The organism is Nocardia sp. NPDC003482 (assembly GCF_053588115.1).
On the sequence record NZ_JBSFPI010000007.1, the window covers coordinates 32,794 to 54,209 of the forward strand.

General features: G+C 69.9%; 22 protein-coding genes. 11 read left to right on the forward strand and 11 right to left on the reverse strand.

The annotated features are described in order from the left end of the window. Positions 1-22: 22 nt before the first annotated feature. Complete coding sequence (gene ggh, locus ACWDSJ_RS12535) at positions 23-1,360, reverse strand: glucosylglycerate hydrolase (protein ID WP_450031604.1); 1,338 nt, start codon at positions 1,358-1,360, stop codon at positions 23-25. A 177-nt stretch (positions 1,361-1,537) separates the two neighbouring features. Between ggh and ACWDSJ_RS12540 the strand changes: the two genes are divergently transcribed. Continuing rightward, the gene (locus ACWDSJ_RS12540; protein WP_450031606.1) at positions 1,538-2,239 is read left to right on the forward strand and encodes an SDR family oxidoreductase; all 702 of its coding nucleotides are present in this window, start codon (positions 1,538-1,540) and stop codon (positions 2,237-2,239) included. Positions 2,240-2,308: 69 nt separating this feature from the next. Next, positions 2,309-3,118: a polysaccharide deacetylase family protein gene (locus ACWDSJ_RS12545; protein WP_450031608.1), complete on the forward strand. Its 810-nt coding sequence runs from the start codon at positions 2,309-2,311 to the stop codon at positions 3,116-3,118. A gap of 26 nt (positions 3,119-3,144) precedes the next feature. Here the strand turns inward: ACWDSJ_RS12545 and leuS are convergent, their stop codons facing one another. After that, positions 3,145-6,015: a leucine--tRNA ligase gene (gene leuS, locus ACWDSJ_RS12550; protein WP_450031610.1), complete on the reverse strand. Its 2,871-nt coding sequence runs from the start codon at positions 6,013-6,015 to the stop codon at positions 3,145-3,147. 100 nt (positions 6,016-6,115) lie between these two features. Between leuS and ACWDSJ_RS12555 the strand changes: the two genes are divergently transcribed. Then, complete coding sequence (locus tag ACWDSJ_RS12555) at positions 6,116-6,514, forward strand: SdpI family protein (protein WP_450031612.1); 399 nt, start codon at positions 6,116-6,118, stop codon at positions 6,512-6,514. 3 nt (positions 6,515-6,517) lie between these two features. Further along, positions 6,518-7,129 carry an HAD family hydrolase gene (locus tag ACWDSJ_RS12560; protein WP_387358170.1) on the forward strand — a complete coding sequence of 204 codons (612 nt, stop codon included), beginning with the start codon at positions 6,518-6,520 and terminating at the stop codon, positions 7,127-7,129. Here the strand turns inward: ACWDSJ_RS12560 and ACWDSJ_RS12565 are convergent. From ACWDSJ_RS12565 to ACWDSJ_RS12580, 4 genes are all read right to left on the reverse strand, one after another. Further along, entirely contained in the window at positions 7,114-7,503 is a 390-nt protein-coding gene (locus ACWDSJ_RS12565; protein WP_450031614.1) for a cupin domain-containing protein, read from the reverse strand. The two genes, ACWDSJ_RS12560 and ACWDSJ_RS12565, sit on opposite strands and share 16 nt — an antisense overlap. A gap of 147 nt (positions 7,504-7,650) precedes the next feature. Then, the gene (locus ACWDSJ_RS12570; RefSeq protein ID WP_387358166.1) at positions 7,651-8,421 is read right to left on the reverse strand and encodes an ABC transporter permease; all 771 of its coding nucleotides are present in this window, start codon (positions 8,419-8,421) and stop codon (positions 7,651-7,653) included. Then, positions 8,418-9,374, reverse strand: coding sequence for an ATP-binding cassette domain-containing protein (locus ACWDSJ_RS12575; protein WP_450031617.1), 957 nt, complete (start codon positions 9,372-9,374; stop codon positions 8,418-8,420). The genes ACWDSJ_RS12570 and ACWDSJ_RS12575 overlap by 4 nt, the downstream gene beginning before the upstream one ends. Positions 9,375-9,486: 112 nt before the next feature. Next, positions 9,487-10,008 (reverse strand): EXLDI protein, encoded by a 522-nt coding sequence (locus ACWDSJ_RS12580; RefSeq protein ID WP_450031619.1) that lies wholly within the window; start codon positions 10,006-10,008, stop codon positions 9,487-9,489. A 127-nt stretch (positions 10,009-10,135) separates the two neighbouring features. Between ACWDSJ_RS12580 and ACWDSJ_RS12585 the strand changes: the two genes are divergently transcribed. From ACWDSJ_RS12585 to ACWDSJ_RS12600, 4 genes are read left to right on the forward strand one after another with little or no spacing between them, the layout of a single operon-like run. Then, complete coding sequence (locus tag ACWDSJ_RS12585; protein ID WP_450031620.1) at positions 10,136-11,806, forward strand: thiamine pyrophosphate-binding protein; 1,671 nt, start codon at positions 10,136-10,138, stop codon at positions 11,804-11,806. Beyond that, positions 11,803-12,462: an SRPBCC family protein gene (locus tag ACWDSJ_RS12590; protein WP_387358158.1), complete on the forward strand. Its 660-nt coding sequence runs from the start codon at positions 11,803-11,805 to the stop codon at positions 12,460-12,462. Before ACWDSJ_RS12585 ends, ACWDSJ_RS12590 begins: the two co-directional genes overlap by 4 nt. A gap of 8 nt (positions 12,463-12,470) precedes the next feature. Beyond that, positions 12,471-13,496 carry a 3-oxoacyl-ACP synthase III family protein gene (locus tag ACWDSJ_RS12595; protein WP_387358156.1) on the forward strand — a complete coding sequence of 342 codons (1,026 nt, stop codon included), beginning with the start codon at positions 12,471-12,473 and terminating at the stop codon, positions 13,494-13,496. Further along, positions 13,493-14,626, forward strand: a complete 1,134-nt coding sequence (locus ACWDSJ_RS12600) for an aminotransferase class I/II-fold pyridoxal phosphate-dependent enzyme (RefSeq protein ID WP_450031622.1) — start codon at positions 13,493-13,495, stop codon at positions 14,624-14,626. Before ACWDSJ_RS12595 ends, ACWDSJ_RS12600 begins: the two co-directional genes overlap by 4 nt. A gap of 3 nt (positions 14,627-14,629) precedes the next feature. Here ACWDSJ_RS12600 and ACWDSJ_RS12605 read toward each other — a convergent pair whose 3' ends face one another. From ACWDSJ_RS12605 to ACWDSJ_RS12620, 4 genes are all read right to left on the reverse strand, one after another. Continuing rightward, entirely contained in the window at positions 14,630-15,370 is a 741-nt protein-coding gene (locus ACWDSJ_RS12605) for an anti-sigma factor family protein (protein WP_450031624.1), read from the reverse strand. Beyond that, on the reverse strand, positions 15,367-15,891 hold the full coding sequence (locus tag ACWDSJ_RS12610; RefSeq protein ID WP_387359161.1) for a sigma-70 family RNA polymerase sigma factor: 525 nt from the start codon (positions 15,889-15,891) through the stop codon (positions 15,367-15,369). The genes ACWDSJ_RS12605 and ACWDSJ_RS12610 overlap by 4 nt, the downstream gene beginning before the upstream one ends. Positions 15,892-16,021: 130 nt before the next feature. Next, positions 16,022-16,636: a YqgE/AlgH family protein gene (locus ACWDSJ_RS12615; RefSeq protein WP_450031626.1), complete on the reverse strand. Its 615-nt coding sequence runs from the start codon at positions 16,634-16,636 to the stop codon at positions 16,022-16,024. A 59-nt stretch (positions 16,637-16,695) separates the two neighbouring features. Further along, positions 16,696-17,025, reverse strand: a complete 330-nt coding sequence (locus ACWDSJ_RS12620) for a GNAT family N-acetyltransferase (RefSeq protein ID WP_387358148.1) — start codon at positions 17,023-17,025, stop codon at positions 16,696-16,698. Between the two features lie 155 nt (positions 17,026-17,180). Between ACWDSJ_RS12620 and ACWDSJ_RS12625 the strand changes: the two genes are divergently transcribed. Beyond that, entirely contained in the window at positions 17,181-18,725 is a 1,545-nt protein-coding gene (locus tag ACWDSJ_RS12625) for an alpha/beta hydrolase (protein ID WP_450031628.1), read from the forward strand. A gap of 129 nt (positions 18,726-18,854) precedes the next feature. After that, on the forward strand, positions 18,855-19,982 hold the full coding sequence (locus ACWDSJ_RS12630; RefSeq protein ID WP_450031630.1) for a glycerate kinase: 1,128 nt from the start codon (positions 18,855-18,857) through the stop codon (positions 19,980-19,982). Positions 19,983-20,075: 93 nt separating this feature from the next. Here the strand turns inward: ACWDSJ_RS12630 and ACWDSJ_RS12635 are convergent, their stop codons facing one another. Continuing rightward, the gene (locus tag ACWDSJ_RS12635) at positions 20,076-20,417 is read right to left on the reverse strand and encodes a winged helix-turn-helix transcriptional regulator (RefSeq protein WP_387358142.1); all 342 of its coding nucleotides are present in this window, start codon (positions 20,415-20,417) and stop codon (positions 20,076-20,078) included. A 123-nt stretch (positions 20,418-20,540) separates the two neighbouring features. On the opposite strand from ACWDSJ_RS12635, the gene ACWDSJ_RS12640 reads away from it, so the two are divergent. Next, positions 20,541-21,413, forward strand: a complete 873-nt coding sequence (locus ACWDSJ_RS12640) for an NAD(P)-dependent oxidoreductase (RefSeq protein ID WP_450031632.1) — start codon at positions 20,541-20,543, stop codon at positions 21,411-21,413. Positions 21,414-21,416: the final 3 nt, after the last annotated feature.

Below are 21,416 nucleotides of genomic sequence, written 5' to 3' on the forward strand. Positions count from 1 at the left end.
TCGGCACAGAAATTGCTCGAGGCTAGCCCAACCAGTCCAAAACCGATGCGGCCGTCCACGACTGCTGCATGCTGCCCAGCGGCTCGCCGGTGAACGGCTCGTAGTACTCGGCGAAACTGCCGTCGCTGGCCTGCCGTAGCCCCTCCGCGCGCAGCATGAACGAGCGCTCGGCCCAGCCCCGGCGGGCGAAGACCCAGGAGAACAGCCAGCTCATCACCGGCCACACCGGTCCCCGCCAATACTCGCGGGCGCGGAAATCCTTCGACACCGGCGAGGTGGACGGCGGCAGCGCGTACAGCAGATCCGGGTGGCCGCAGAAGCGCGGACCCTCGAACAGGCGCAGCAGGGCGCGCTCGGTGTCGCGCGGCAGGCCGCCGCACAGCAGCGGGGCGAACATGGCGAGGGTCTCGGTATCGATCCAGCGTTCCAGGCGCACGTCGTAGTCGCGGGCCGCGCCGCTGCGCGGATCGGTGGTCGCGATCACCCCGGCGCGGAAGTAGTCGGACCACTCGTACAGCTCGCGCACATCGGCGTGGGGCATCCGGTAGTCCTCGCCGATATTGGCCAGCACCTCGCAGGCCAGGGCGAAGATCGCGGTGACGAAGACGTCCTCGACCGCGAAGTTCATCGTCGAGGCCAGCTGGAAATCGTCGTAGCCGCAGCGGCGCATCTGCTCGACCAGCCACAGGTAGCGGTCGTACTCGCGGTCGGTGGGCCGCTGCGCCGGATCGACCAGCAGGATGTCGGCGCGCTCGTAGGGCGGCATGCCGGGGCCGGGAGTCACGTTCTCGTAGGCGCGATCCCAGCGCGGCGAGTTGTCCATGCCCGATTCCCAGCCGTGGTAGAGCGTGATGCGGCCGTTGCCCTTCGGATCGCGGGAGTGCGCGAGCCAGCGATGCCAGCGCATGAGCCGGGTCCAGCGGCGATCCAGGAATTCCTCGGCGACCGCGCGCGTGCTGCGGCCGTGGCGGCGGGAGTGATCGAGGATGCGCTGCACCGCGATCGCGTGCACGGGCGGTTGGGTGATGCCCGAGGTGTCGACGCCGTCGGGCGCGTTGGCGGCCAGCCTGCGGCACTCCCAGCGGGCCGGACCCGGGAAGTAGCCGTCCTTACCACCCGCGAACACGATGTGCGGGATCATGCCGTTCTTCCACTGCGCCGACAGCAGCGTGTCGAGTTCGACCACGGCGCGTTCGACGCTCAGCGGGGCCAGCCCGACCGCGACGAACGCGGCGTCCCAGCTCCACATGTGCGGATAGAGTTTGGGCGCGGCGCTGGTCATCGTGCCCAGGTCGTTGCCGCGCAACAGGTACGCGGCGCGCGCCGCCAGCTGCGTCGGGGTGAAACCCGGTCCCTTCATCCCCTTATTCTGCGGTGCCACCCGCGGGTATGCGCGTTGCGCGGGTTCTCCTGTCGTTGTCACCACATCGCCTCGGTTCGTGACTGGAGTGCCTGGAAGCCCCCGGACGGGCGGGCTGCCGAATCCATCGTCGGACGTGACCGCCTGGTTACGCCAATCGAACGTTACGGTGTGGGCATGGTCACCCACAGCCCCGCCGCCGGACCGACCGCGCTGATCACGGGAGCGAGCCGTGGGCTCGGGGCGGCGATCGCCCGCGAACTCGCGCCGACCCATCGGCTGCTGCTCGGGGCGCGGACCGCCGCGTCGCTCGAACCGATCCTGCGCGAATTGCCCGGGGCCACGGCCTGGCCCGTGGATCTGACCGACTACGACGCGGTGGCGGCGGCCGCCGCGCGGATCGAGCGGCTGGACGTGCTGGTGAACAACGCCGGGGTGGCCGGGTATCTGGGCCCGATCGCGGGGGCGTCGGCGGCGCGATGGCGAGAGACGTTGGAGGCCAACCTGATCGCGGTCGCCGAACTGACCCGGGTGCTGTTGCCTGCGCTGCGGGCCGCGAAAGGGCATGTGCTGCTGATCAATTCGGGGGCCGGGTTGCGGGCGCATCCGGAGTGGGGGTTGTACGCGGCGAGCAAGTTCGGGCTGCGGGCGTTCGGGGACGCGCTGCGGCAGGAGGAACCCGACCTGCGGGTGACCTCGATCCATCCCGGGCGGATCGATACCGATATGCAGCGCGAGATCGTGGCGGGGGAGGGGCGGGCGTACCGGGCGGAGGATTTCCTGACCGCCGAGACGGTGGCGCGGGCGATCCGCAACGCGGTGGAGACGCCGCGCGACGCGCACCCCACCGAGATCGTGCTGCGGCCGATCGCGCGCTGAGAAGGTTCGGCTCGACGTCATCTCGAATTCATGCGGTGCGGGCGGCTCCCGGAATATGTTGGGTGCGCTATGAGTTCGAGGTTGTCCCGGCACCAGTTCCTGACCCTGCTGGCGGCCGGTGCCGTCGGCGCCACGGCCGCGCTGGCCGGATCCACCCTCGCCGAGGGCGATCCGCCGCTGCCCAGTGGTTCCGGCGGCGGCCCCGCCGCGCCACCGCCGCCCCCGTCGCTGCTGCCGCCCCCGCCCGCCGGCCCGAGGACACCCGTGCCGCACGGCACCCTCACCGCCCTACCCGGCCCCGGCAACAACCTCGCCCTGACGGTCGACGACGGCGCCAGCCCCGAGGTCGTCGGCGCCTACATCCAATTCGCCCGCGACACCGGCGCCCGCTTCACCTTCTTCGTCACCGCCTACTACGACGCCTGGACCACCCACCGAGACGCCCTGCGCCCCTTGGTCGACTCCGGCCAGATCCAACTCGGCAACCACACCTGGGACCACCCCGCCCTCACCAAACTCTCCCCCACCCAGGTCGCCGACCAACTCAACCGAGCGAAAACCTTCCTGCACAACACCTTCGGCGTCGACGGCACCCCCTACTACCGCCCACCCTACGGCTACCACGACCCCACCGTCGACCGAGTAGCCGCCGACTGCGGCTACACCATCCCCACCATGTGGTACGGCACCCTGGCCGACTCCCAACTGATCACCGAGGACTACCTCCTGGACATGGCCCGCCAATACTTCACCCCCCAAGCCATAGTCATAGGCCACGCCAACCACCCCCCGGTCACCCACGTCTACCCCCAACTGATAGACATCATCCGCTCCCGCAACCTCTCCCTGGTCACCCTCAACGACGTCCTCCTCCCGTAACCCCCACCTCGCTTCGCTCGGCGGGGTCAGAGGACGATGTTGATCAGGCGGTTGGGGACGACGATCACCTTGCGGGGGGTGCGGCCGGCTAGGAGCTCTTGGGTCTTGGGGTTGGAGAGGGCGAGGGATTCGATGGTGGGGGGGTCGGCGTCGGCGGGGGCCGCGATGCGGGTGCGGACCTTTCCGTTGATTTGGATGGGGTATTCGATTTCGGTGGTGGTGAGGTAGGTCGGGTCGGGGGTGGGGAAGGGGGTGTGGGTCAGGGATGTGGTGTGGCCCAGGCGTTCCCAGAGTTCCTCGGCGATGTGGGGGGCCATGGGGGCGAGCATGAGGACGAGGGGTTCGGCGGCGGCGCGGGGGGTGGCGTCGGGGTAGGTCTTGGTGAGGTGGTTGGTGAGTTCGATGAGTTTGGTGCCCGCGGTGTTGTCGCGCAGGGCGGCGTAGTCGGCGTCGACGCCCTCGATGGTGCGGTGCAGGAGGCGGAGCGTGGTGTCGGTGGGGGCCTCGTCGGTGACGCGCGGGGCGCCGGTCTCCTCGTCGACGATCAGGCGCCAAACCCGTTGCAGGAAGCGGTGGGCGCCGACGACGTCCTTGGTGGCCCAGGGGCGGGAGGTGTCGAGCGGGCCCATGGACATCTCGTAGACCCGGAAGGTGTCCGCCCCGTACAGGTCGTACATCTCGTCGGGCGAGACCGCGTTCCGTAGCGATTTGCCGATCTTCCCGTACTCCTGGAACACCTCCAGTTCCACACCGGATTCGTTGGTCCAGAAGAACTTTCGATCCCGCTCGACGACCTCGGCGGCGGGCACGTAGGTACCGCGTTCGTCGGTGTAGGCGTACGCCTGGATGTACCCCTGGTTGAACAGCCGCCGGTACGGCTCGGAACCGGAGACAACGCCCAGGTCGAACAGCACCTTCTGCCAGAACCGCGCGTACAGCAGATGCAGCACGGCGTGCTCGACGCCGCCGACGTACAGATCCACTCCGCCCGGATCGTCGGGTCCGTGCTCGGCGGGACGCGGGCCCAGCCAGTACCGCTCGTTCTCCGGCGCGGCCGGGGCCTCGGTGTTGGTCGGATCGGTGTAGCGCAGCTGATACCAGGAGCTGCCCGCCCACTGCGGCATCACATTGGTGTCCCGGCGATACCGCTTGGGCCCGTCACCCAGATCCAGCTCCACGTGCACCCAGTCGGTGGCCTTGGCCAGCGGCGGCGACGGCTCGGAATCGGCGTCGTCGGGATCGAAGGTCACCGGCGCGAAGTCCTCGACCTCCGGAAGCAGTACGGGCAGCATCGAATCCGGCAGCGCGTGCGCCCGGCCCTGCTCGTCGTACACGATGGGGAACGGCTCACCCCAGTACCGCTGCCGCGCGAACAGCCAGTCCCGCAGCTTGTACTGCACCGTGCCCGCCCCGGCCCCGGTCGCCTCGAGCCGTTCGACGATCCGCGCCTTGGCGGTCTCCACATCGAGTCCGTCGAGGAATCCGGAGTTGACCAGCGTCCCGTCCCCGGAGTACGCCGCCGCCGCGATGTCCCCGCCCGCGACCACTTCCCGGATCGGCAGCCCGAAGGCGGTCGCGAACTCCCAGTCCCGCTGATCGTGGCCGGGCACGGCCATGACCGCACCGGTCCCGTATCCGCTCAGTACGTAATCGGCGATGAAGACCGGAACCCGTTCGCCGCGCACCGGATCGACGGCGTACACCCCGAGGAACACGCCGGTCTTGTCCCTGTTCTCCTGCCGCTCCAGATCCGACTTCGCGGCGATCGACTTCCGGTACGCCGCAACGGCTTCCACCGGCGTCGGCGACTGGAACGTCCAGTGCGGATCGATCCCGTCCGGCCACCGCTCGGCCACCAGCCGATCCACCAGCTCGTGTTCGGGGGCCAGCACCACATACGTCGCGCCGAACAGCGTGTCCGGCCGCGTGGTGAACACCTCGATGCTCTCCTCGCCCACCGCGAACCGCACCCGCGCCCCGCGCGAACGCCCGATCCAGTTGCGCTGCATGGCCTTCACGTTCTCCGGCCAGTCCAGCAGTTCCAGATCGTCGATGAGCCGATCGGCGTAGGCGGTGATGCGCATCATCCACTGCCGCAACCGCTTCCGGAACACCGGGAAGTTCCCGCGCTCACTGCGCCCCTCGGCGGTGACCTCCTCGTTGGCCAGCACCGTCCCCAGCCCCGGGCACCAGTTGACCGTCGAATCCGACCGGTACACCAGCCGATGCGCGTCGAGCGCGAAACCCTGTTCGGCGGGCGACAATTCGGCCCAGGCCCGCCCGTCCGGGGTGGCCCGGACACCCGCGGCGAATTCGGCCGCCAGCTCGTCGATGGGCCGGGCCCTGTTCGCGACCGGGTCGTACCAGGAGTTGTAGATGCGCAGGAAGATCCACTGCGTCCACTTGTAGAACTCGGGATCGGTGGTGGCGAACGTGCGCCGCGGATCGTGGCCCAGCCCGAGCCGGTCCAGCTGGCGGCGCATGGTGTCGATATTCGACTCGGTGGTCACCCGCGGATGCGCGCCGGTCTGCACCGCGTACTGCTCGGCGGGCAGGCCGAACGCGTCGTAACCCAAGGCGTGCAACACATTTCGCCCGCGCATCCGGTGATAGCGGGCGAACACGTCGGTGGCGATATAGCCCAGCGGATGACCCACGTGCAGTCCGGCGCCGGACGGGTACGGGAACATGTCCTGGATGAACAGCTTGTCCTCGGGCGGGTCCCCGGCCAGCGGGCCGACCGGATTCGGCGCGTGGAAGGTGCCGCGCTCCGCCCAGGTCCGCTGCCACTTGCGCTCGATGCGGGCGGCGAGGTCGGCGTTGTAGCGGTGCGCGGGCACGCCGCCGTCACCGCGGGCGGCGGTACCGGTCGGTTCGGTGTCGCGAGTGTCCTGCACTGTTATGCCTTCTCCCTGGTCAGCGGTCTTCACCAGGGTAGAACGTGCGGTGGCGGGGCCCGAGGAGGGGCGGCGGGTACGGCGGGGTAGCGTGATCGGAGTGTTCGTGGTGGCCTTGATCCTGTTCGTGCTGGCGGCGGTGGCCGTCGTCACCGGCTTGCTCGGACTGACCGGTTCCCTGCCCCCCAATCGCTTCTTCGGCGTGCACACCGAACCGGCGCTGCGCAGCGAGGAGACCTTCCGCCTCGCCAATCGCGTCGCCGCGCCGACCTCCGTGGGCGCCGGTGTGCTGCTGGCCGCCGGGGGTTTCGTCGTGCTCGTCGTGGGCGGGCCGATCGGATTCGTGGCCGCCGCCGTGGCCGCGGTGATCGCGCTGTTCACCCTGGGCGCCGGGGTCGACGCCGCCGCGCGGGCGCTGCCGCCCGTCCCCGAGACCGGTGGCTGCGGAAGCGCCTGCGGCGCGTGCTCGCTGCGCGACGCCTGCCGGACCGCCGACTGAGCGATGCCCGGTTTCACGGTCGGCTTCGACCTGGACATGACGCTGATCGATTCGCGGCCCGGCATCCGGGAGTGCTACCGGGCGCTGTCCGAACGCACCGGGGTCCCCATCGACTGCGATCTCACCGTCACGCGCCTGGGCCCGCCGCTGGAAATCGAACTGGGACACTGGTTTCCGGCCGAGGACGTGACGGCGATGGCGGAGCTGTACCGCTCGATGTATCCCACCCACGCCATCACCGGCACGGTCGTCATGCCCGGCGCGCGCGAGGCGATCGAGGCGGTCCGGGCCGCGGGCGGGCGCAGCGTCGTGGTCACCGCCAAATACGAACCCAACGCCAAACTGCACCTCGAGCATCTGGGCATCGACGCCGACGCGGTCATCGGCGACCTGTGGGCCGAACGCAAGGCCGAGGCCCTGCGCGACCACGGCGCGAGCGTCTACGTCGGCGACCACATCGGCGACGTCCTGGGAGCCCGCACGGCGCGGGCGTATTCGGTCGCGGTCGCCACCGGCCCGTGCGCCGCCGACGAACTGCGCGCCGCCGGGGCCGATGTCGTCCTGCCGGACCTCACCGCGTTCCCCGACTGGCTGCGCGCCTACCGCGCGTCCTGAGCGCACGGCGGCGGCTCGACCTGCCGGGACAAGGGACTGTCGGCGGGATTGAGATACAGGACCGTGAGCATCAACGGTTTCGTCCCCCCATTGCGAGCGAGATGCGCGCGCTCGCGCCCACTGGGCTCGCGGAACACCCGCCACGGCCCGTAACGCACCGGCGCGCAATCCATTCCGGGATGATCGAGCGTCCCGCCGGTCACCAGCACCACCAGCGTCCCGTCATGGTAGTGCCACCCACTGTCCCCGCCCGGCTCGATGATCGTCTGCCGCAGGATCAACTCCCAACGGGCGACACGCAGCCGCGCCAGAACGCGGCTGCGAGTGCCCGTGGCGGGAGGCGGGTTCGGTCGGAAGCCGCTCGGGTGGTCCATGGGTTCCATGATGCTCGGAATCCCAGCCCGGCCCGCTGGGCGGACCGGGCTGGGAACTGGGGAGCCGAGAGGGACCGGGCGGGGATTCAGAGCCCACCCCCTTGTCGCCGCGCCCACCCCCTTGTCCCCGCGCCGAAGGCGCAGGGGCTAACGAGTCTTACGCCGGAACAGCGTGACCGACCACACATACCCCACCACAGTGATCCCCACACACCACGCGATCGCCACGACAGCGTGACTCGCCACCGGCCCACCCATCAACAACCCCCGCAGGGTTTCGGTCAGCGGCGTGAAGGGCTGATACTCCGCGAAGTGACGAACCCCGGTGGGCATGGTGTCGGTCGGGACGAGACCGCTGCCGAGGAACGGAAGGAAGACGATGACGGTAGGGGTGTTGCTGGCGCTCTCGGGAGTGGAGGCGGCCAGGCCGAATCCGGCCCCCAGCCAGGTGAGGGCGAACATCACCAGGGCGATGAGGCCGAAGGCGCCCAGCCAGCCGAGAACGCCGGCGTGCGGGCGGAAGCCGATGAGGACGCCGACCGCGACCATCCCGGCCACACCCAGCAACCCCTGGATGACCGTCCCCACGACCTGTCCGGTGAGGATCGCCGAATGCGACATCGGCATCGTCCGGAACCGGTTGACGATGCCCTTGGTCATATCCGAGGCCACCCCGACCGCCACGCTGACGATCAGATACGCCGGAATCATCAACATCATCCCGGGCACGAGGTAGTCGACGTAATTCCCCTCGATCGCCTTGCCCAGCGCCCCGCCGAACACGTAGTTGAACATCAACAACAACAGCACCGGCATGACGAGCACACCGATGGTCAACGCCGGATACCGCTTGGCGTGCACCAGGTTTCGGCGCAGCATGGTCGCCGAATCGGCGAGGGTGTAGGAGAGCGTGCTCATCGTGCGGATTCCTTCTCGGGAACGGACTGACCGGTGAGGGTGAGGAAGACGTCGTCGAGATCGGGGGTGTGCACCGACAGCGCCTCGGGTTCGATGCGCGCCCCCTCGAGCCGATCCAGTACGGCCCGCAGCGCGGTGACCGACCCGTCGGTGGGCACGGCGAGGGTGCGGTCCTCGGCCTCGGCCACCCCGCCCAGCAGATCCGCGGCCGCCGCCAGATCCGGTGACTCGGCGAAGGTGAGCCGGATGTGCCCGCCGGGCACCAGCCGCTTGAGCTGTTCGGGCGTGCCCTCGGCGACGATGCGGCCGTGTTCGAGCACCGCCACGCGGTGCGCGAGCTCGTCGGCCTCGTCGAGGTACTGGGTGGTGAGGAAGATGGTCACGCCGCCGGAAACCAACTCGCGGATGATGTCCCACACCGCGCGGCGGCTGCGCGGATCCAGGCCCACGGTCGGCTCGTCGAGGAAGATGACCTCGGGCTCGCCGACCAGCGTCATGGCCAGATCCAGCCGCCGGGTCATCCCGCCGGAGTAGCCGCTCACCACCTTGTCGGCCGCCTCGGTCAGGTCGAAGCGGTCGAGCAGGTCGTCGGCCAACCGGCGGCGCTCGGCCCGCGGCCGGTGGTACAGATCGGCCATGAGCAGCAGGTTCTCGCGTCCGGTGAGCAGTTCGTCGACCGCGGAGAACTGGCCGGTGACCCCGATGAGCGAGCGCACGGCGTCCGGATCGGCCGCGACGTCGTGGCCGCCGACCCGGATCTCGCCCCCGTCGGCGCGCAGCAGCGTCGACAGGATCTGCACGGTCGTGGTCTTCCCGGCGCCGTTGGGGCCGAGCAGCGAGAAGATCGTGCCGCGCGGCACCGTGAGGTCGATGCCGTCGAGGACGACCTGCTCGCCGAAGGATTTTCGCAGGCCGGTCACGGCGATGGCCGGTGCGGGTTGCCCAGTATGCACGGGCGTTCCTTTCATCAATGGATGGTTATGAATGCATGCTTCGGCCACGCCGTGACCGCCGTGGACTCGCGGTCAAGGTGGGTCGTATTCGGTTGTGGGACAGGCGGTTACGTCAGATGTCGAGGTCCTCGATCTGCGGGTGCTCGGCGAGATCGCGGACGCGGGCGTAGAGGCTGTCGGGAATCCTGTCCTTCAGGTCGGTGATCGAATCGAAGGTGTCCAGGGTGAAATCACCCCAGTCCGGATCGACGACGCCGAGCATGCGACGCCAGTCGGTCAGTTCCTTGATCCAGTTCTTGTGGGTCTGGGTCGGGTACTCCGACCACTTCGAGATCTGCACGTGCAGCGCGAATCTGCCCTTGCGCGTACGCCATACCCGCAGGTATCGCCAGTCCTGATCGTTGACGTCGCGCGACTCGCCCAGCAGCGCGCCGGAGAAGCGCACCTGCCGGGCGCCATTGCGGCCGACCCGCACGACCACCTCGTCGTACCCCTCCTGCCGCCCCTCCTCGAGTTCGATGAACCGCCGCAGGGCCGTCACGATCGCGCCGGACAGATTGCCGCCCACAAGCTCCTGCGCGCGCTGGAACAGGGGGAGGTCGTCGTCGGAGACGTACACGGTCTTGTTGGGCATGGCTCCACTATATGTAGACGTATACGTACAAGGCAAGCGGCGATGAACCCGACGGCGGGGTTTCTCGTATCCGGGTGTGAGAGCGACGGCGGACGTCCGCCCGCTCGAACCCCCGAAAGGAGCACGGATGCCGTCACGAGCGGTGGACTACCTGGTGCGGGCCGTGGCCGAACTCGGCGTCCGGCACATCTTCGGGGTGGACGGCGCCAATATCGAGGATCTCTACGACGCGATCTTCGACGCGCCCGACGAGCTGACCGCGGTGGTCGCCAAGCACGAGTTCTCCGCCGCCACCATGGCCGACGGGTACGCCCGATCGACCGCCGGATTCGGGGTCGTCGCCGCCACATCCGGCGGCGGGGCCATGAATCTCGTTGCGGGACTGGCGGAATCGTTCGCCTCTCGAGTCCCGGTGCTGGCCCTGGTGGGACAGCCGCCGACCGCGCTGGCGGGCGCGGGCGCGTTCCAGGACACCAGCGGGCTCGCCGGAACCTTCGACGCCGCACGGGTTTTCGAGCCGATCTCGTACTTCTGCGCGCGCGTGTCCGACGCCGCCGACCTGCCCGACCAGCTCGAGCGCGCCGTGCGCGCCCTGCACCGGGGCGGGCCCGCGGTGTTGTTGCTGCCCAAGGACGTTCAGCAGGCCCCGCTCGCGGCCGAACCGTTCCGCCCGCCGCGCCGCGCGCCGCTGTCGGATCCCGCCGCGCTCGCCCGCGTCCGCGACGCCCTGCGCCACGGGCACGCCCGGGGCAAGGTGGCCCTCATCGCGGGCGATCAGGTGGCGCGCGACGACGCGCGCGGCGAACTGCGCAGGCTGGCAGCGGTTCTGGACGCCGCGGTCGGCGTCGCGCCGGACGCCAAGGACGTCTTCGACCACGACGAACCCGGCTTCTGCGGGGTGGCCGGGAGCATGGGGCATCCCGAACTGGTCGAGGCGGTCCGGGGCGCGGCGGTGTGCCTGCTGGTCGGCACTCGGCTACCGATCACCGCGCGCACCGGACTGGACGAGGCGCTCACCCATCCGGCGCTGGTCAGCGTGGGAGCCGAAGCGCCGTACGCGGATTCGACGCACGCTCCGACCGGCGACCTGGCCGCCGCGCTGGCGGAGCTGGCCGACGATCTGGACGACGGGCGGGCCGCGACAAGCGCCGCGGCGCGCACCACCCCGCTGTCGGTGCCCGAGGCCACCGGACCCGGCCTGCGCTATCGGGAGATCGTCGAAGCCCTCGGCGCGGCAATGGAACCCGGAACCGACGTCTTCGTCGACGCGGGCAACACCGGGGCGGCCGTGGTGCATCACCTGCGGTTGCCGCGCGGGGGACGGTTCGTCGTCGCCCTGGGGATGGGCGGGATGGGGTACGCGTTCGGCGCTGGCATCGGCTCGGCCTTCGCGCGCCGGCGCCGCCCCGACGGCGGGGTGCGGCGGACCTTCGTCATCGCCGGTGACGGCGCTTTCTTCATGCACGGCATGGAGGTGCACACCGCCATCGAATACGACCTGCCGGTGACGTTCGTGATCTTCAACAACAACGCGCACGCCATGTGCATAACCCGCGAACAGCTCTACTACGGGGATCGCTACAGCTTCAACCGTTTCCGGCCCGCGCATCCCGGCGCGGGCATGGCGGCGATGTTCCCCGACCTACCCGCGTATTCGCCCGCCAGCGCGGACGAATTGAGTGCTGCCGTCCGCCGCTGCACGCAGCACCCGGGCCCGTCGTTCGTCTCGATCGACTGCGACCCGGACGAGATTCCGCCGTTTCTACCGTTCTTGTCGGCACCGAGGAGGCATTCGTGACCACCAGCGCCCTGCCCGCACTCAGCGATATTCCCGAGAAGGTGATTCCGGGAGTACTGCGCATCGAGAACTCCGATCGCGAGGCGACCACCCCGATCATCATGGACATGCTCCGGTCGGTGTATCCGCACGACCAGATCTACGGCGACTTCTGCCCGGTGCAGGGGTATATCGACGCGCCGCCGCGCGAGCTCTACGAGTATCTGGCCGACACCCGCTCGCTGGAGGAATGGACCTACAGCCTGCGCGGTTTCGTGCCCACCGAGCGGCCGGGGCTGTGGCTGGCCTACGACCGGCTCGGCCCGGAGACCAAGATCTACACCCGCACGGTCGCCAATCCCGAGGCCATGACCGTCGATTACCACTGCGCGTGGGATCAGGGTGAACACCTGTGGATGATCTATCTGATGCGGGTGGTCGACGCGCAGGTGGTGTTCGACAAGCCGGGTTCGGTTGTGCTGTGGACGAATTGCCGTCACCCGTTCTACGACGAGAACCCCTATCCCGAGGCCGCGCCGCCGAAACGTCCGGTGTGGGTGGGCGATTTCTGGGAGATGTTCTCCGCGGGCCACCAACTGGAATTGGACAACCTCAAGGCGATCGCGGAATACCGTGCCGCGCACGGCCTTCCGATCAAACCCGAGTGGATGAAATGAGATCCGGCATGGACACGACAGCACCACCGGTGAGCCTGGTCGACGTGGCGAGCTATCTGCCCGGCGAACCCGTCGGCACCGAATACTTCACCCAGTTCTCCCGTTCCGAGCGGATGGCCAAGAACGTCATGTTCCGCGCGCCCAAGGCCCGCCACCACGTCGACCGCGACGAGACGGCGGTGGACATGGTCGAGCGCGCGATCGCGCCCTTGGTGGAACGCCATGGGCGCGAGGCGATCTCGGGCGTGGACGTGCTGCTCACCCACACCCAGCTGCCCACCAATCCCGTCCTCGGGTGCGGACCGGAGGTGGCCCGGCGGCTGAACATGCGCCCGGACCACGTGATCGACGTGCACAACGGCGGCTGCGCGGCCTTCGTGCACCTGATGTCGCTGGCCCGGATGATCCTGCGGACCACCGACGCGCGCAGCGCGCTGATCGCGGTGTCGCAGAACACGGCCGGTCCGGTGTTCACCCAGACCGATATCCGCGGCCTGGCCCAGGCGCCCGTGCCCGGCGACGGCTGCGGGGTGGGGCTGCTGGTGAAGAACGCCGACGCCCCGATCCTCGACATCGAGTGCCGGACCTATCCGGAGTTCGCGGGCGATATGGAGTTCAGCACCAACTCCGAGCGCAAGTACTGGGAACCCGGCGAGGGCCAGGGCTGCGTGAGCTTCACCGAATCCAAGATCACCAAGGTGTTCGCGCGCGGCAACCGGCTGGTGCCCGAGGTCGCGCTGGCGGTGTGCGAGCGGATCGGGGTGAAGGCCCGCGACATCGACACCTTCGTCACCAATCAGCCCAACCGGCTGTTCCTGCGCAACTGGCACGACGCGCTGGAACTGCCCGCCGAACGCCATCCCGACACCTTCGACCGGTGCGGAAACCTGTTCGCCGCGGGCATTCCGGTGACGCTGGACGTGGAGAACTCCGCGGGCCGGTTGCGGCCGGGCTCGGTCGTGCTCATGTCGGCCTTCGCGCACGCGGGCGACTTCGCGGCCGCGGCGGCCGTGCGGTGGGGAGCGACACGATGAGCAGCAGGTCGTGGCGCACCGAACCGACGCGTTCGCGGGAACACGAGGTGTTCCGTCCGGTCGGGTCGCGCTACGACCTGACGCTCAGCGAGAATCCGTTCCCGCCCCTGCCCTCGGTCCTCGACGCGGTGCGCAGCACGGTCGCGCACGCCAACCGCTACCCGGAGTTCCTGCCGCGGCGACTGCCGAACCTGATCGCCCACCACCTCGGGGTGCCGCCGGACCGCGTGGTGGTGGGCGCGGGCGGCACCGGGGTGATCATGCAGATCATGCAGGCGCTCACCGCACCGCGGCAGCGCATGGTGTTCGCCGCGCCGACCTTCGACGGATATCCGATCATGGCCGAGATGGTCGGGCTGGAATCGGTTGCGGTGCCGTTGGATTCGTCGGGGCGGCAGGATTTGTGGGCGATGCTGCGCGCGGTGGACGACCGCACCGGCCTGGTCGCGGTGTGCCGTCCGCACAATCCGACGGGCACCGTGGTTCCGGCGAGCGAGTTGAAGGCGTTCCTGTTCGCCGTGCCCCGGCACATCCCCGTCATTTTGGACGAGGCGTACGTGGAATTCCTCGGCGCCGGTGACCTGCTCGATCCGCTCGACCTGGTCGCCCGGTATCCGAATCTGCTGGTGCTGCGCACCTTCTCCAAGGCGTACGGTCTGGCGGGGCTGCGGATCGGGTACGTCTTCGGCGCACCCGAACTGGTGAGCCGGGTGCGCCGGTTGCAGGTGCCCTTCGGCATTCCGGAGACGGCGGTGGCGGCGGTGACGGCCTCCTACGCCGCCGAATCCGAACTGGCCGAGCGCGTCCTGCGGATCACCACCGAGCGGGAGCTGTTGCGAACGGCGTTGCGGCGGGAGGGTTTCCGGGTGCCGCGCAGCCGCGCGAACTTCCTGTACCTGCCCGGTTCGGGGATCGCCGACACACTGGCCCGCGCGGGTATCGCGGCGAAGGGGTATCCGGACGGCAGCGCGCGCATCGCGGTGGGCGATCCGGCCGCCGCGGCCGCGGTGCGGCACGCGCTGAATCATCCCGCGGGCGACGGCATCCGGCGCTCGCTGCGGCGCGACGACACCAATCTGTGGTCGCTGACCGTGCGGGCCACGCCGGACGAGGAGAGCCTGCGCCGCTAGGCGTCAGATCGCCGAGCGCAGGATCGTCGCGCCCTTGGCGCGGATCTCGATCGCGGCGATCTGATCCGGCGGCACGTCCGTCGTGCGCGTCAGGGTCAGATCGTCGCCGGGGCCCGCCGTCCAGCCGACCAGCTTGGCGGTCAACCCCGTTCGCGAGGTCAGCCAGAGTTCGAAGTTCTCCTGGTACGGGGAGGAGCCGGGCGCGTAGCGGCACGACATCTCCACCGTGGCCCGCCCGCCCGCGTCGATGATCCTGACGGTGGCCGAGACGGCCGTCGCCGCCAGCGGTTCCAGTTGCCGCTCGGCCACCACCTGCCCGGTCGCGGCCGCGGACGGGGTGTCCCGATGGGTCACGCCCACGGTGATCGGGACCGCGACGGCGACCGCCGCGGCCGCGGCCAGCACCGCCGCGCCCGCCGCCGCGAGCCGTCCCCTCCGGCGACTCGCGTCGGTCCGGCGCACCAGCCGGGGCAACAGTTCCGGCGTCGAATCGGGTTGCGGCGCAACGGGTTCGGAACGATGATTGGTCCGCTCGTGCAGCGGTTCGGGCGGCGGATCCACCAGCGACAGGGCCACGGCCGGTTCCACCCGGCCGAGCAGACTCGGCAGCCCGGCCAGCTCGGCCACCGCGGCCCGGCAGGGGCGGCAGGTGGCCAGATGCTCCTCGTATTCCAGCCGTTCGGCCCGATCGAGCGCGCCGAGTACGTACGGCGCGTCCCACGTCGCGTACTCGTCGTCGGTCACTTCGTCACCCCCATCTCCTGTAGTGCCGAGCGCAGCGCTCGCATGCCGTAGTGCATTCGGGATTTCACGGTGCCTTCGGGAATGGCCAGTTCGGTCGCGATCTGGTGGGTGGACAGGCCGCGGTAGTAGGCCCGCACGATCACCTCGCGATGGTCGGTGCTCAACCGGGCGAGCGCGTCGGCGATGAGCCAGCCGTCCAGGGCGCGATCGGCCTGATCGGGGCTGGCCTGTTCGGGCGGATTGTCGGTGCGGTACTCGCGCCGGCGCCGGGCGCTGCGATGTTCGTCGACGGCCATGTTGCGGGCCACGGTGAACAACCAGGCCCGCGCCGACGCGGTCGACTGATCGAGGACGTGCGGTCGCTGCCACGCCCGCAGCAGCGTCTCCTGCACGATGTCCTCGGCCCGTCCCGAATCCCCGACGAGGCTGTAGGTGTAGCGCCACAGCGCGGTCGCGTGCTCGTCGTAGAGCACCCGCAGCAGTCGCGCCTGCGAGGAATCCCCGTCGGTCCCGTCGGGAATCGGCGGACCGACCCGGGACGGCTGCGTGTCGGCCCCGTCGCGGGGCGACCAGGATGAGCCCGCCACGAGCTCACCGAGTCAGTCGGTATGACGATCGCGAGAAAATGCCCACACTGGGTGAATACGTATCTCAGTTGCGTTCTAGTTCGATCGGATGTGTGGCGAGCAGCGACAGCGGTAACGGCTGGCGGCGCAGCACCTGCGCCCACAGGTCGGTGCGCCCGGCGATCGGGTCCGACGGCAGCGCCGAGAGCACGATCCAGTCGCCGCGTTCCAGTTCGCCCTCGAGCTGACCGAAGGTCCAGCCCGCGTATCCGGCGAAGACGCGAATGCCCTCGATCAGCGGCGCGACCAGATCCGGATCCGAGTCCAGATCCAGCAGGGCGACCCGGCCGTCCACCCGGCGCAGGCCCGCCACCCGATCGATCGACGCGCCGACCCGGACGGTGGCCAGGCACAGGGCCGCGTCGCGTTTGACCGGACCGCCCAGATACAGCGCGCGCGGCGGGGCGGCCAGTTCGGCCCAGCGGGGCAGCACGTCGTGAATGGCGGTGTCGCTGGGGCGGTTCAGCACCACGCCCAGACTGCCCGCGTCGTTGTGCTCGACGATGTACACCACGGTTCGGCGGAACGACGGCTCGACCAGATCGGTCGCCGAGATCAGCAGCGTGCCGGGCCGCACCGTCTGTTCTTCGTGCCGGAATTCGCGTCGCGAGCGATCGCCGTGTTCCTCTGCGCGTGCCACTAGGTCATCATCGCACCGGATCAACCCGTACGCCCGCTCGAGTTGTGTCCGTTTACCGCTTATCCCGGCAAGTTGTCCGGCAGGCCGAATCGTTCGCGCGCCCAATGGGGGACCAATGCGACATATTGCGGCCGCGATTCCACGAAATGATGGACCATCGGGCACAGCGGCAGAATCCCGAAACCCTCGTCGCGGGTGTCGTCCAGGGCCGCCTGCACGAGTTTGCGGCCGTAGCCCTGGCCCTCGTAGCGCGGATAGATCTCGGTGTGCACGAAGGCGCGTTCCCCGGCCGTGTCCTGATATTGCGCGATTCCGGCGAGATTGCCGTCCACCCGCAGTTCGAAGCGCGCTTGCTCGGTGTTGTTGCTGACTGTCAGCGCTGCTGTCACTCGTCGAGCCTAGAACCCGAGGGTTGCCGAGTGTGCGCGGATGGCCCGGCTTGTCGCGTTCGAGTTGTCGGCGGGGGTTCGGCTGCCCAGAATGTTCGGGTCGAGGGTGAGGCGGCCCCCGTGCGCGGGCGGCACGACCGGAGAGATTGACGCAGATGGCGACACGAACGGTGACCCGCGCGATGGTCGGGATGTTCGCCGCGGTGCTGGCGGCGCACCTGCTCGGCGGGGTGGCCGGCGCCGAGGCCGCGCCGGTGTTCGGCGCCTGCCCGGCGGGCGCGGTGACGCCCGGCAACGGGGCGCAGTGCGCGGTGATCACGGTCCCGCGCGACTACACCTCCCCGACGGGACCCCGAATCGAGTTGACCGTGAGCCGGATTCGCGCCACCGGCGAACGCTGGGGGACGATCTTCGCCAATCCCGGCGGCCCCGGCGCGGACGCGCTCGACTACTGGTCGCGGCGGGTGCGGGAACTCCCGGCCGAACTCGGCGCCCACTACGACCGGGTCGCGGTGCAGCCGCGCGGCATGCGCTGGTCCACCCCGTTGGACTGCCCGTCGCCCGACGGCAGGGACCGCCCGCCCACCCGGGCCGCGTGCGAGGCCGCCCAGCCCGGCTACGTCGACACCATCACCACCGAGAACACCGCGCGCGATCTCGACGCCGTGCGGTCCGCGCTCGGCGTGGACCGCATCGACTTCCTCGGCATCTCCTACGGCACCTATCTGGGCGCGGTGTACGCGGCGCTGTTCCCGGGGCGCGTGGATCGAATGGTGTTGGACTCCAATGTGAATCCGCACTGGGTGTGGACCGAGCAGTTCGCCCAGCAGCAGGTGGCGGGCAAGCAGCGGCTGGACGATCTGTTCGCGTGGATCGCCGCGCACGACGCCGAATACCACCTCGGTGACACCCCGCTGCGGGTGTATCAGAACTGGGTGCGGCTGGTGGTCGCGCAGGGCGGCGGCTGGTACGCCAATCTCACCCCGCCGCCCGCGACCACCGCCGATGTCCCCGCGACCGTGCCGCCGCCGCTGGCCGACATCGCCCGCGACGGCTTCAACGGCAGCCGCGACCAGATCGGCCAGGCCCAGAATCTGGCCCGCACCCTGGCCTCCGGCGGCGCCTCCGCCCAGGTGCCGCTGCTGGCGGCCACCTCGGTCGCCACCTACACCCGCGGCTTCTGGCCGAGTTTCGCCCGGGCCATGGCCGACACCGACACCAACCCCGACGACACCCGGATCATGCGCGCGCTGGAGGGCGTGACCTCAACCGACCCGACGGGCCGAGCCGTCTTCGCCGCGATCACCTGCAACGAGAACGCGATCGAGGCCAGGCCGGAACTGATCGGCACGGCGGCCGCAACCGTCGCCTCGGGAGGCAACGCCCTCGACGCCCGCGCCGACCTCATCCGCTCCGGCATCGCCTGCGACGACTGGCCCCCCGTCACCACCCCGGTACCCATCGCCGACAACGGTTTACACACCCCACCGCTGGTATTGCAAAGCCGCCACGACGCCCTCACCCAATACGAGGGCGGCCCGGCAACAACCGCCGCCCTGAACGGCCACCTGATCACAGTCGACGGCGGCGACCACGGCACCTTCGGCCGCGGCAACCCCACCCTCGACAACGCGGTGCTCACCTACCTGCGCACCGGTACGGTGACCATCGACCACGCCGACCAGGCTCCCCTCGGCTGACGTGGTGGCCGGGCAGCAGAAGATCGACGCGGTGCTGGTGGCGGGGCGGCAGGACGGCTGACGTGGTGGTGGTGGCCCGGCAGCGGATCAGCTGATGCGGTGATGGTGGGCGGGCAGCAGAATGTCGGGATGCGGGAGAAGCGGGTTCGGGTTGTCCTCGCGCCGGACAAGTTCAAGGGGTCGTTGAGCGGGCCCGAGGTGGCGGCGGCGCTGGCGGCCGGGATCGCGCGGGTGCGGCCCGATGCGGAGTTGCGTTGTCTGCCGGTGGCCGACGGTGGGGACGGGACGGTGGACGCGTTCCTCGCGGCCGGATGGGATCGGGTGACGGTGACGGCGGGCGGGCCCACCGGGGAGCCGGGCGAGGCGGTCTACGCTGTGCGTGACCGGACCGCTGTCATCGAACTGGCGGCGGTGGTGGGTCAGGCGCGGTTACCCGGCGGGAGGCCGGATCCGTTGCGCGCCAGTACCTTCGGGCTCGGTCAGGTCGTCGCGCACGCCCTCGATCGTGGGGCGCGCGAGATCGTGCTGGGGCTGGGTGGTAGCGCGTCCACAGACGGGGGAGCGGGCATGTTGCGGGCGCTCGGCCTGCGCGTACTCGACGCCGCGGGCCGCGAATTGCCCGAGGGGGGAGCGGCTCTCGCGAACGCGGACCGCATCGATCGCGCCGGACTGCACCCGGCCCTGCGCGAGGCGCGGTTCGTCCTCGCCAGTGACGTGGACAATCCTCTCCTCGGAAAACGCGGGGCCGCAATGGTTTTCGGTGCGCAGAAGGGCGCGGACGCCGAGCAACGCGCGACTCTCGAAGCGGCTTTGGCGAACTGGGCCCGCGTCGTCGCACCCGAGACCGCCGACCGCCCCGGCGCGGGCGCCGCCGGAGGTACCGGCTTCGGAGCCATGGCGGTCCTCGACGCCGTCGCCCGCCCCGGCATCCGAGTCGTCCTCGACCTGATCGACTTCCAATCCCGCATAGCCGACGCCGACCTCGTGATCACCGGCGAAGGCTCCCTCGACGAACAAACCCTGCACGGCAAGGCCCCCCTCGGCGTCAGCGAGGCCGCCCGCGCCGCCGGAATCCCGGTGATAGCCGTAGCCGGCCGCTGCCTCCTCACCGAACCCCAATGGCGCCGAGCCGGTTTCACCGCCTGCCACCCCCTCTCCGACCTCGAACCCGACCCCACCCGCTCCATCCCCGCCGCCGCCCCCCTCCTCACCCAACTGGCCACCCACCTAGCCCTCACCCACCTCCCCCCCGCCTGACCAACCCAGCCGCACCCTTTATTCGAATCCGCACCCCTTTCAGAGCCCCACAACGGGTGCGGATTCGAATAAGGGGTGCGGCTGGGTTGGCGCTCAGGCCGGGGGTGCGAGGCGGTGGCGGTGGCGGTCGCCCCAGTCCTCGAGGGGTTTCAGGGCTTGGGCCAGGTCCTCGCCGAGGGGGGTGAGCGAATATTCCACGCGGGGTGGGATTTCCGGGTAGATCTCGCGGTGGACGACACCGGCGGACTCGAGGTGGCGCAGGTTCTCGGTGAGCACCTTCTCGCTCACGCCGGGCAGGAGCGCGCGGATCCGCCCGAAGCGCTGCGGGCCCTCGCCCAGCACCCACATCAGGTGCATGCGCCACTTGCCGCCGACCACGTCGATGGCTATCGACATGCCGCACACCTGGTGATCCGTATCACTCGCAGTCGTCACCGCGTCCTCCTGACCGTATTGCGTACGTCTCGGTAAGCAACCGCATCCGCACGTGCGTTATTGCCCGATCCTCCGCTCGGCACAACCATTCCCACCAGGGACATTACGGAATCGGAGGAATACATGCAGCCACAACGATCGGTCACCGTCATCGGTCTCGGACCCATGGGCCGGGCCATGGTGCGGGCCTTCCTGGACGCCGGGGTGGCGGTGACGGTGTGGAACCGCAGCCCCGAGAAGGCCGCGGCCATGGCCGAACTCGGGGCGACGCGCGCGGCCACCGTGGCCGAGGCGCTCGACGCCAACGAGGTGATCGTGCTCAGCCTCACCCACTACGCCGCCATGTACGACGTCCTCGGGCAGGCCCCGGACCGCCTGCCGGGGAAGGTGATCGCGAACCTGTCCTCGGACTCGCCCGAGAACGCCCGCAGGGGCGGGGCCTGGGTCCGGGAGCACGGCGCGCGGTTCCTCTCGGGCGGATTCATGTCGGCGGGAGACAACATCACCCACCCCGCCTCGTACCTGTTCTACAGCGGGCCGCGGGCGGACTTCGAGGCGCACGCCGACCTGCTGCGGCCGTTGAGCCCGCAGGAGTACCTCGGCGACGACGACGGTCTCGCCCAGGTCTTCTACCAGGCGCTGCTGACCGTGTTCCATCCCTGGACGCTGGGCTATCACCAGGCCCTGGCACTGATCGAGAACTCCGGACACGACGTCGCCCGCTTCCTGCCCTACGCACTGCGCTCCCACGAGGCGTTCCCGTTCTTCATGACCGAGTACGCCGCCAGCGCGAAGGCCGGCGGCTGGGGCGATCTCGCGAGCTACACCATGATGGTGGCCGGTGCGCAACACATCATCGACGCCAGCGAGGAGGTCGGCGTGGACGCGTCGCTCTCGCACGCGGCACACCGCTTGTGGCGCAAGGGCGTCGAGGCCAATTCCGGTGCGGGCGAACCGATCACGCTGTACCGGCTCATGCGCGGCGAAACCGCCTGACGC

Excerpts from the sequence above, each read along its gene's own strand:
- ggh (WP_450031604.1), bottom strand. The coding sequence starts at position 1,360 with ATGAAGGGACCGGGTTTCACCCCGACGCAGCTGGCGGCGCGCGCCGCG.
- ACWDSJ_RS12540 (WP_450031606.1), top strand. The coding sequence starts at position 1,538 with ATGGTCACCCACAGCCCCGCCGCCGGACCGACCGCGCTGATCACGGGA.
- ACWDSJ_RS12545 (WP_450031608.1), top strand. The coding sequence starts at position 2,309 with ATGAGTTCGAGGTTGTCCCGGCACCAGTTCCTGACCCTGCTGGCGGCC.
- ACWDSJ_RS12560 (WP_387358170.1), top strand. The coding sequence starts at position 6,518 with ATGCCCGGTTTCACGGTCGGCTTCGACCTGGACATGACGCTGATCGAT.
- ACWDSJ_RS12565 (WP_450031614.1), bottom strand. The coding sequence starts at position 7,503 with ATGGACCACCCGAGCGGCTTCCGACCGAACCCGCCTCCCGCCACGGGC.
- ACWDSJ_RS12570 (WP_387358166.1), bottom strand. The coding sequence starts at position 8,421 with ATGAGCACGCTCTCCTACACCCTCGCCGATTCGGCGACCATGCTGCGC.
- ACWDSJ_RS12580 (WP_450031619.1), bottom strand. The coding sequence starts at position 10,008 with ATGCCCAACAAGACCGTGTACGTCTCCGACGACGACCTCCCCCTGTTC.
- ACWDSJ_RS12585 (WP_450031620.1), top strand. The coding sequence starts at position 10,136 with ATGCCGTCACGAGCGGTGGACTACCTGGTGCGGGCCGTGGCCGAACTC.
- ACWDSJ_RS12595 (WP_387358156.1), top strand. The coding sequence starts at position 12,471 with ATGGACACGACAGCACCACCGGTGAGCCTGGTCGACGTGGCGAGCTAT.
- ACWDSJ_RS12600 (WP_450031622.1), top strand. The coding sequence starts at position 13,493 with ATGAGCAGCAGGTCGTGGCGCACCGAACCGACGCGTTCGCGGGAACAC.
- ACWDSJ_RS12625 (WP_450031628.1), top strand. The coding sequence starts at position 17,181 with ATGGCGACACGAACGGTGACCCGCGCGATGGTCGGGATGTTCGCCGCG.
- ACWDSJ_RS12630 (WP_450031630.1), top strand. The coding sequence starts at position 18,855 with ATGCGGGAGAAGCGGGTTCGGGTTGTCCTCGCGCCGGACAAGTTCAAG.
- ACWDSJ_RS12640 (WP_450031632.1), top strand. The coding sequence starts at position 20,541 with ATGCAGCCACAACGATCGGTCACCGTCATCGGTCTCGGACCCATGGGC.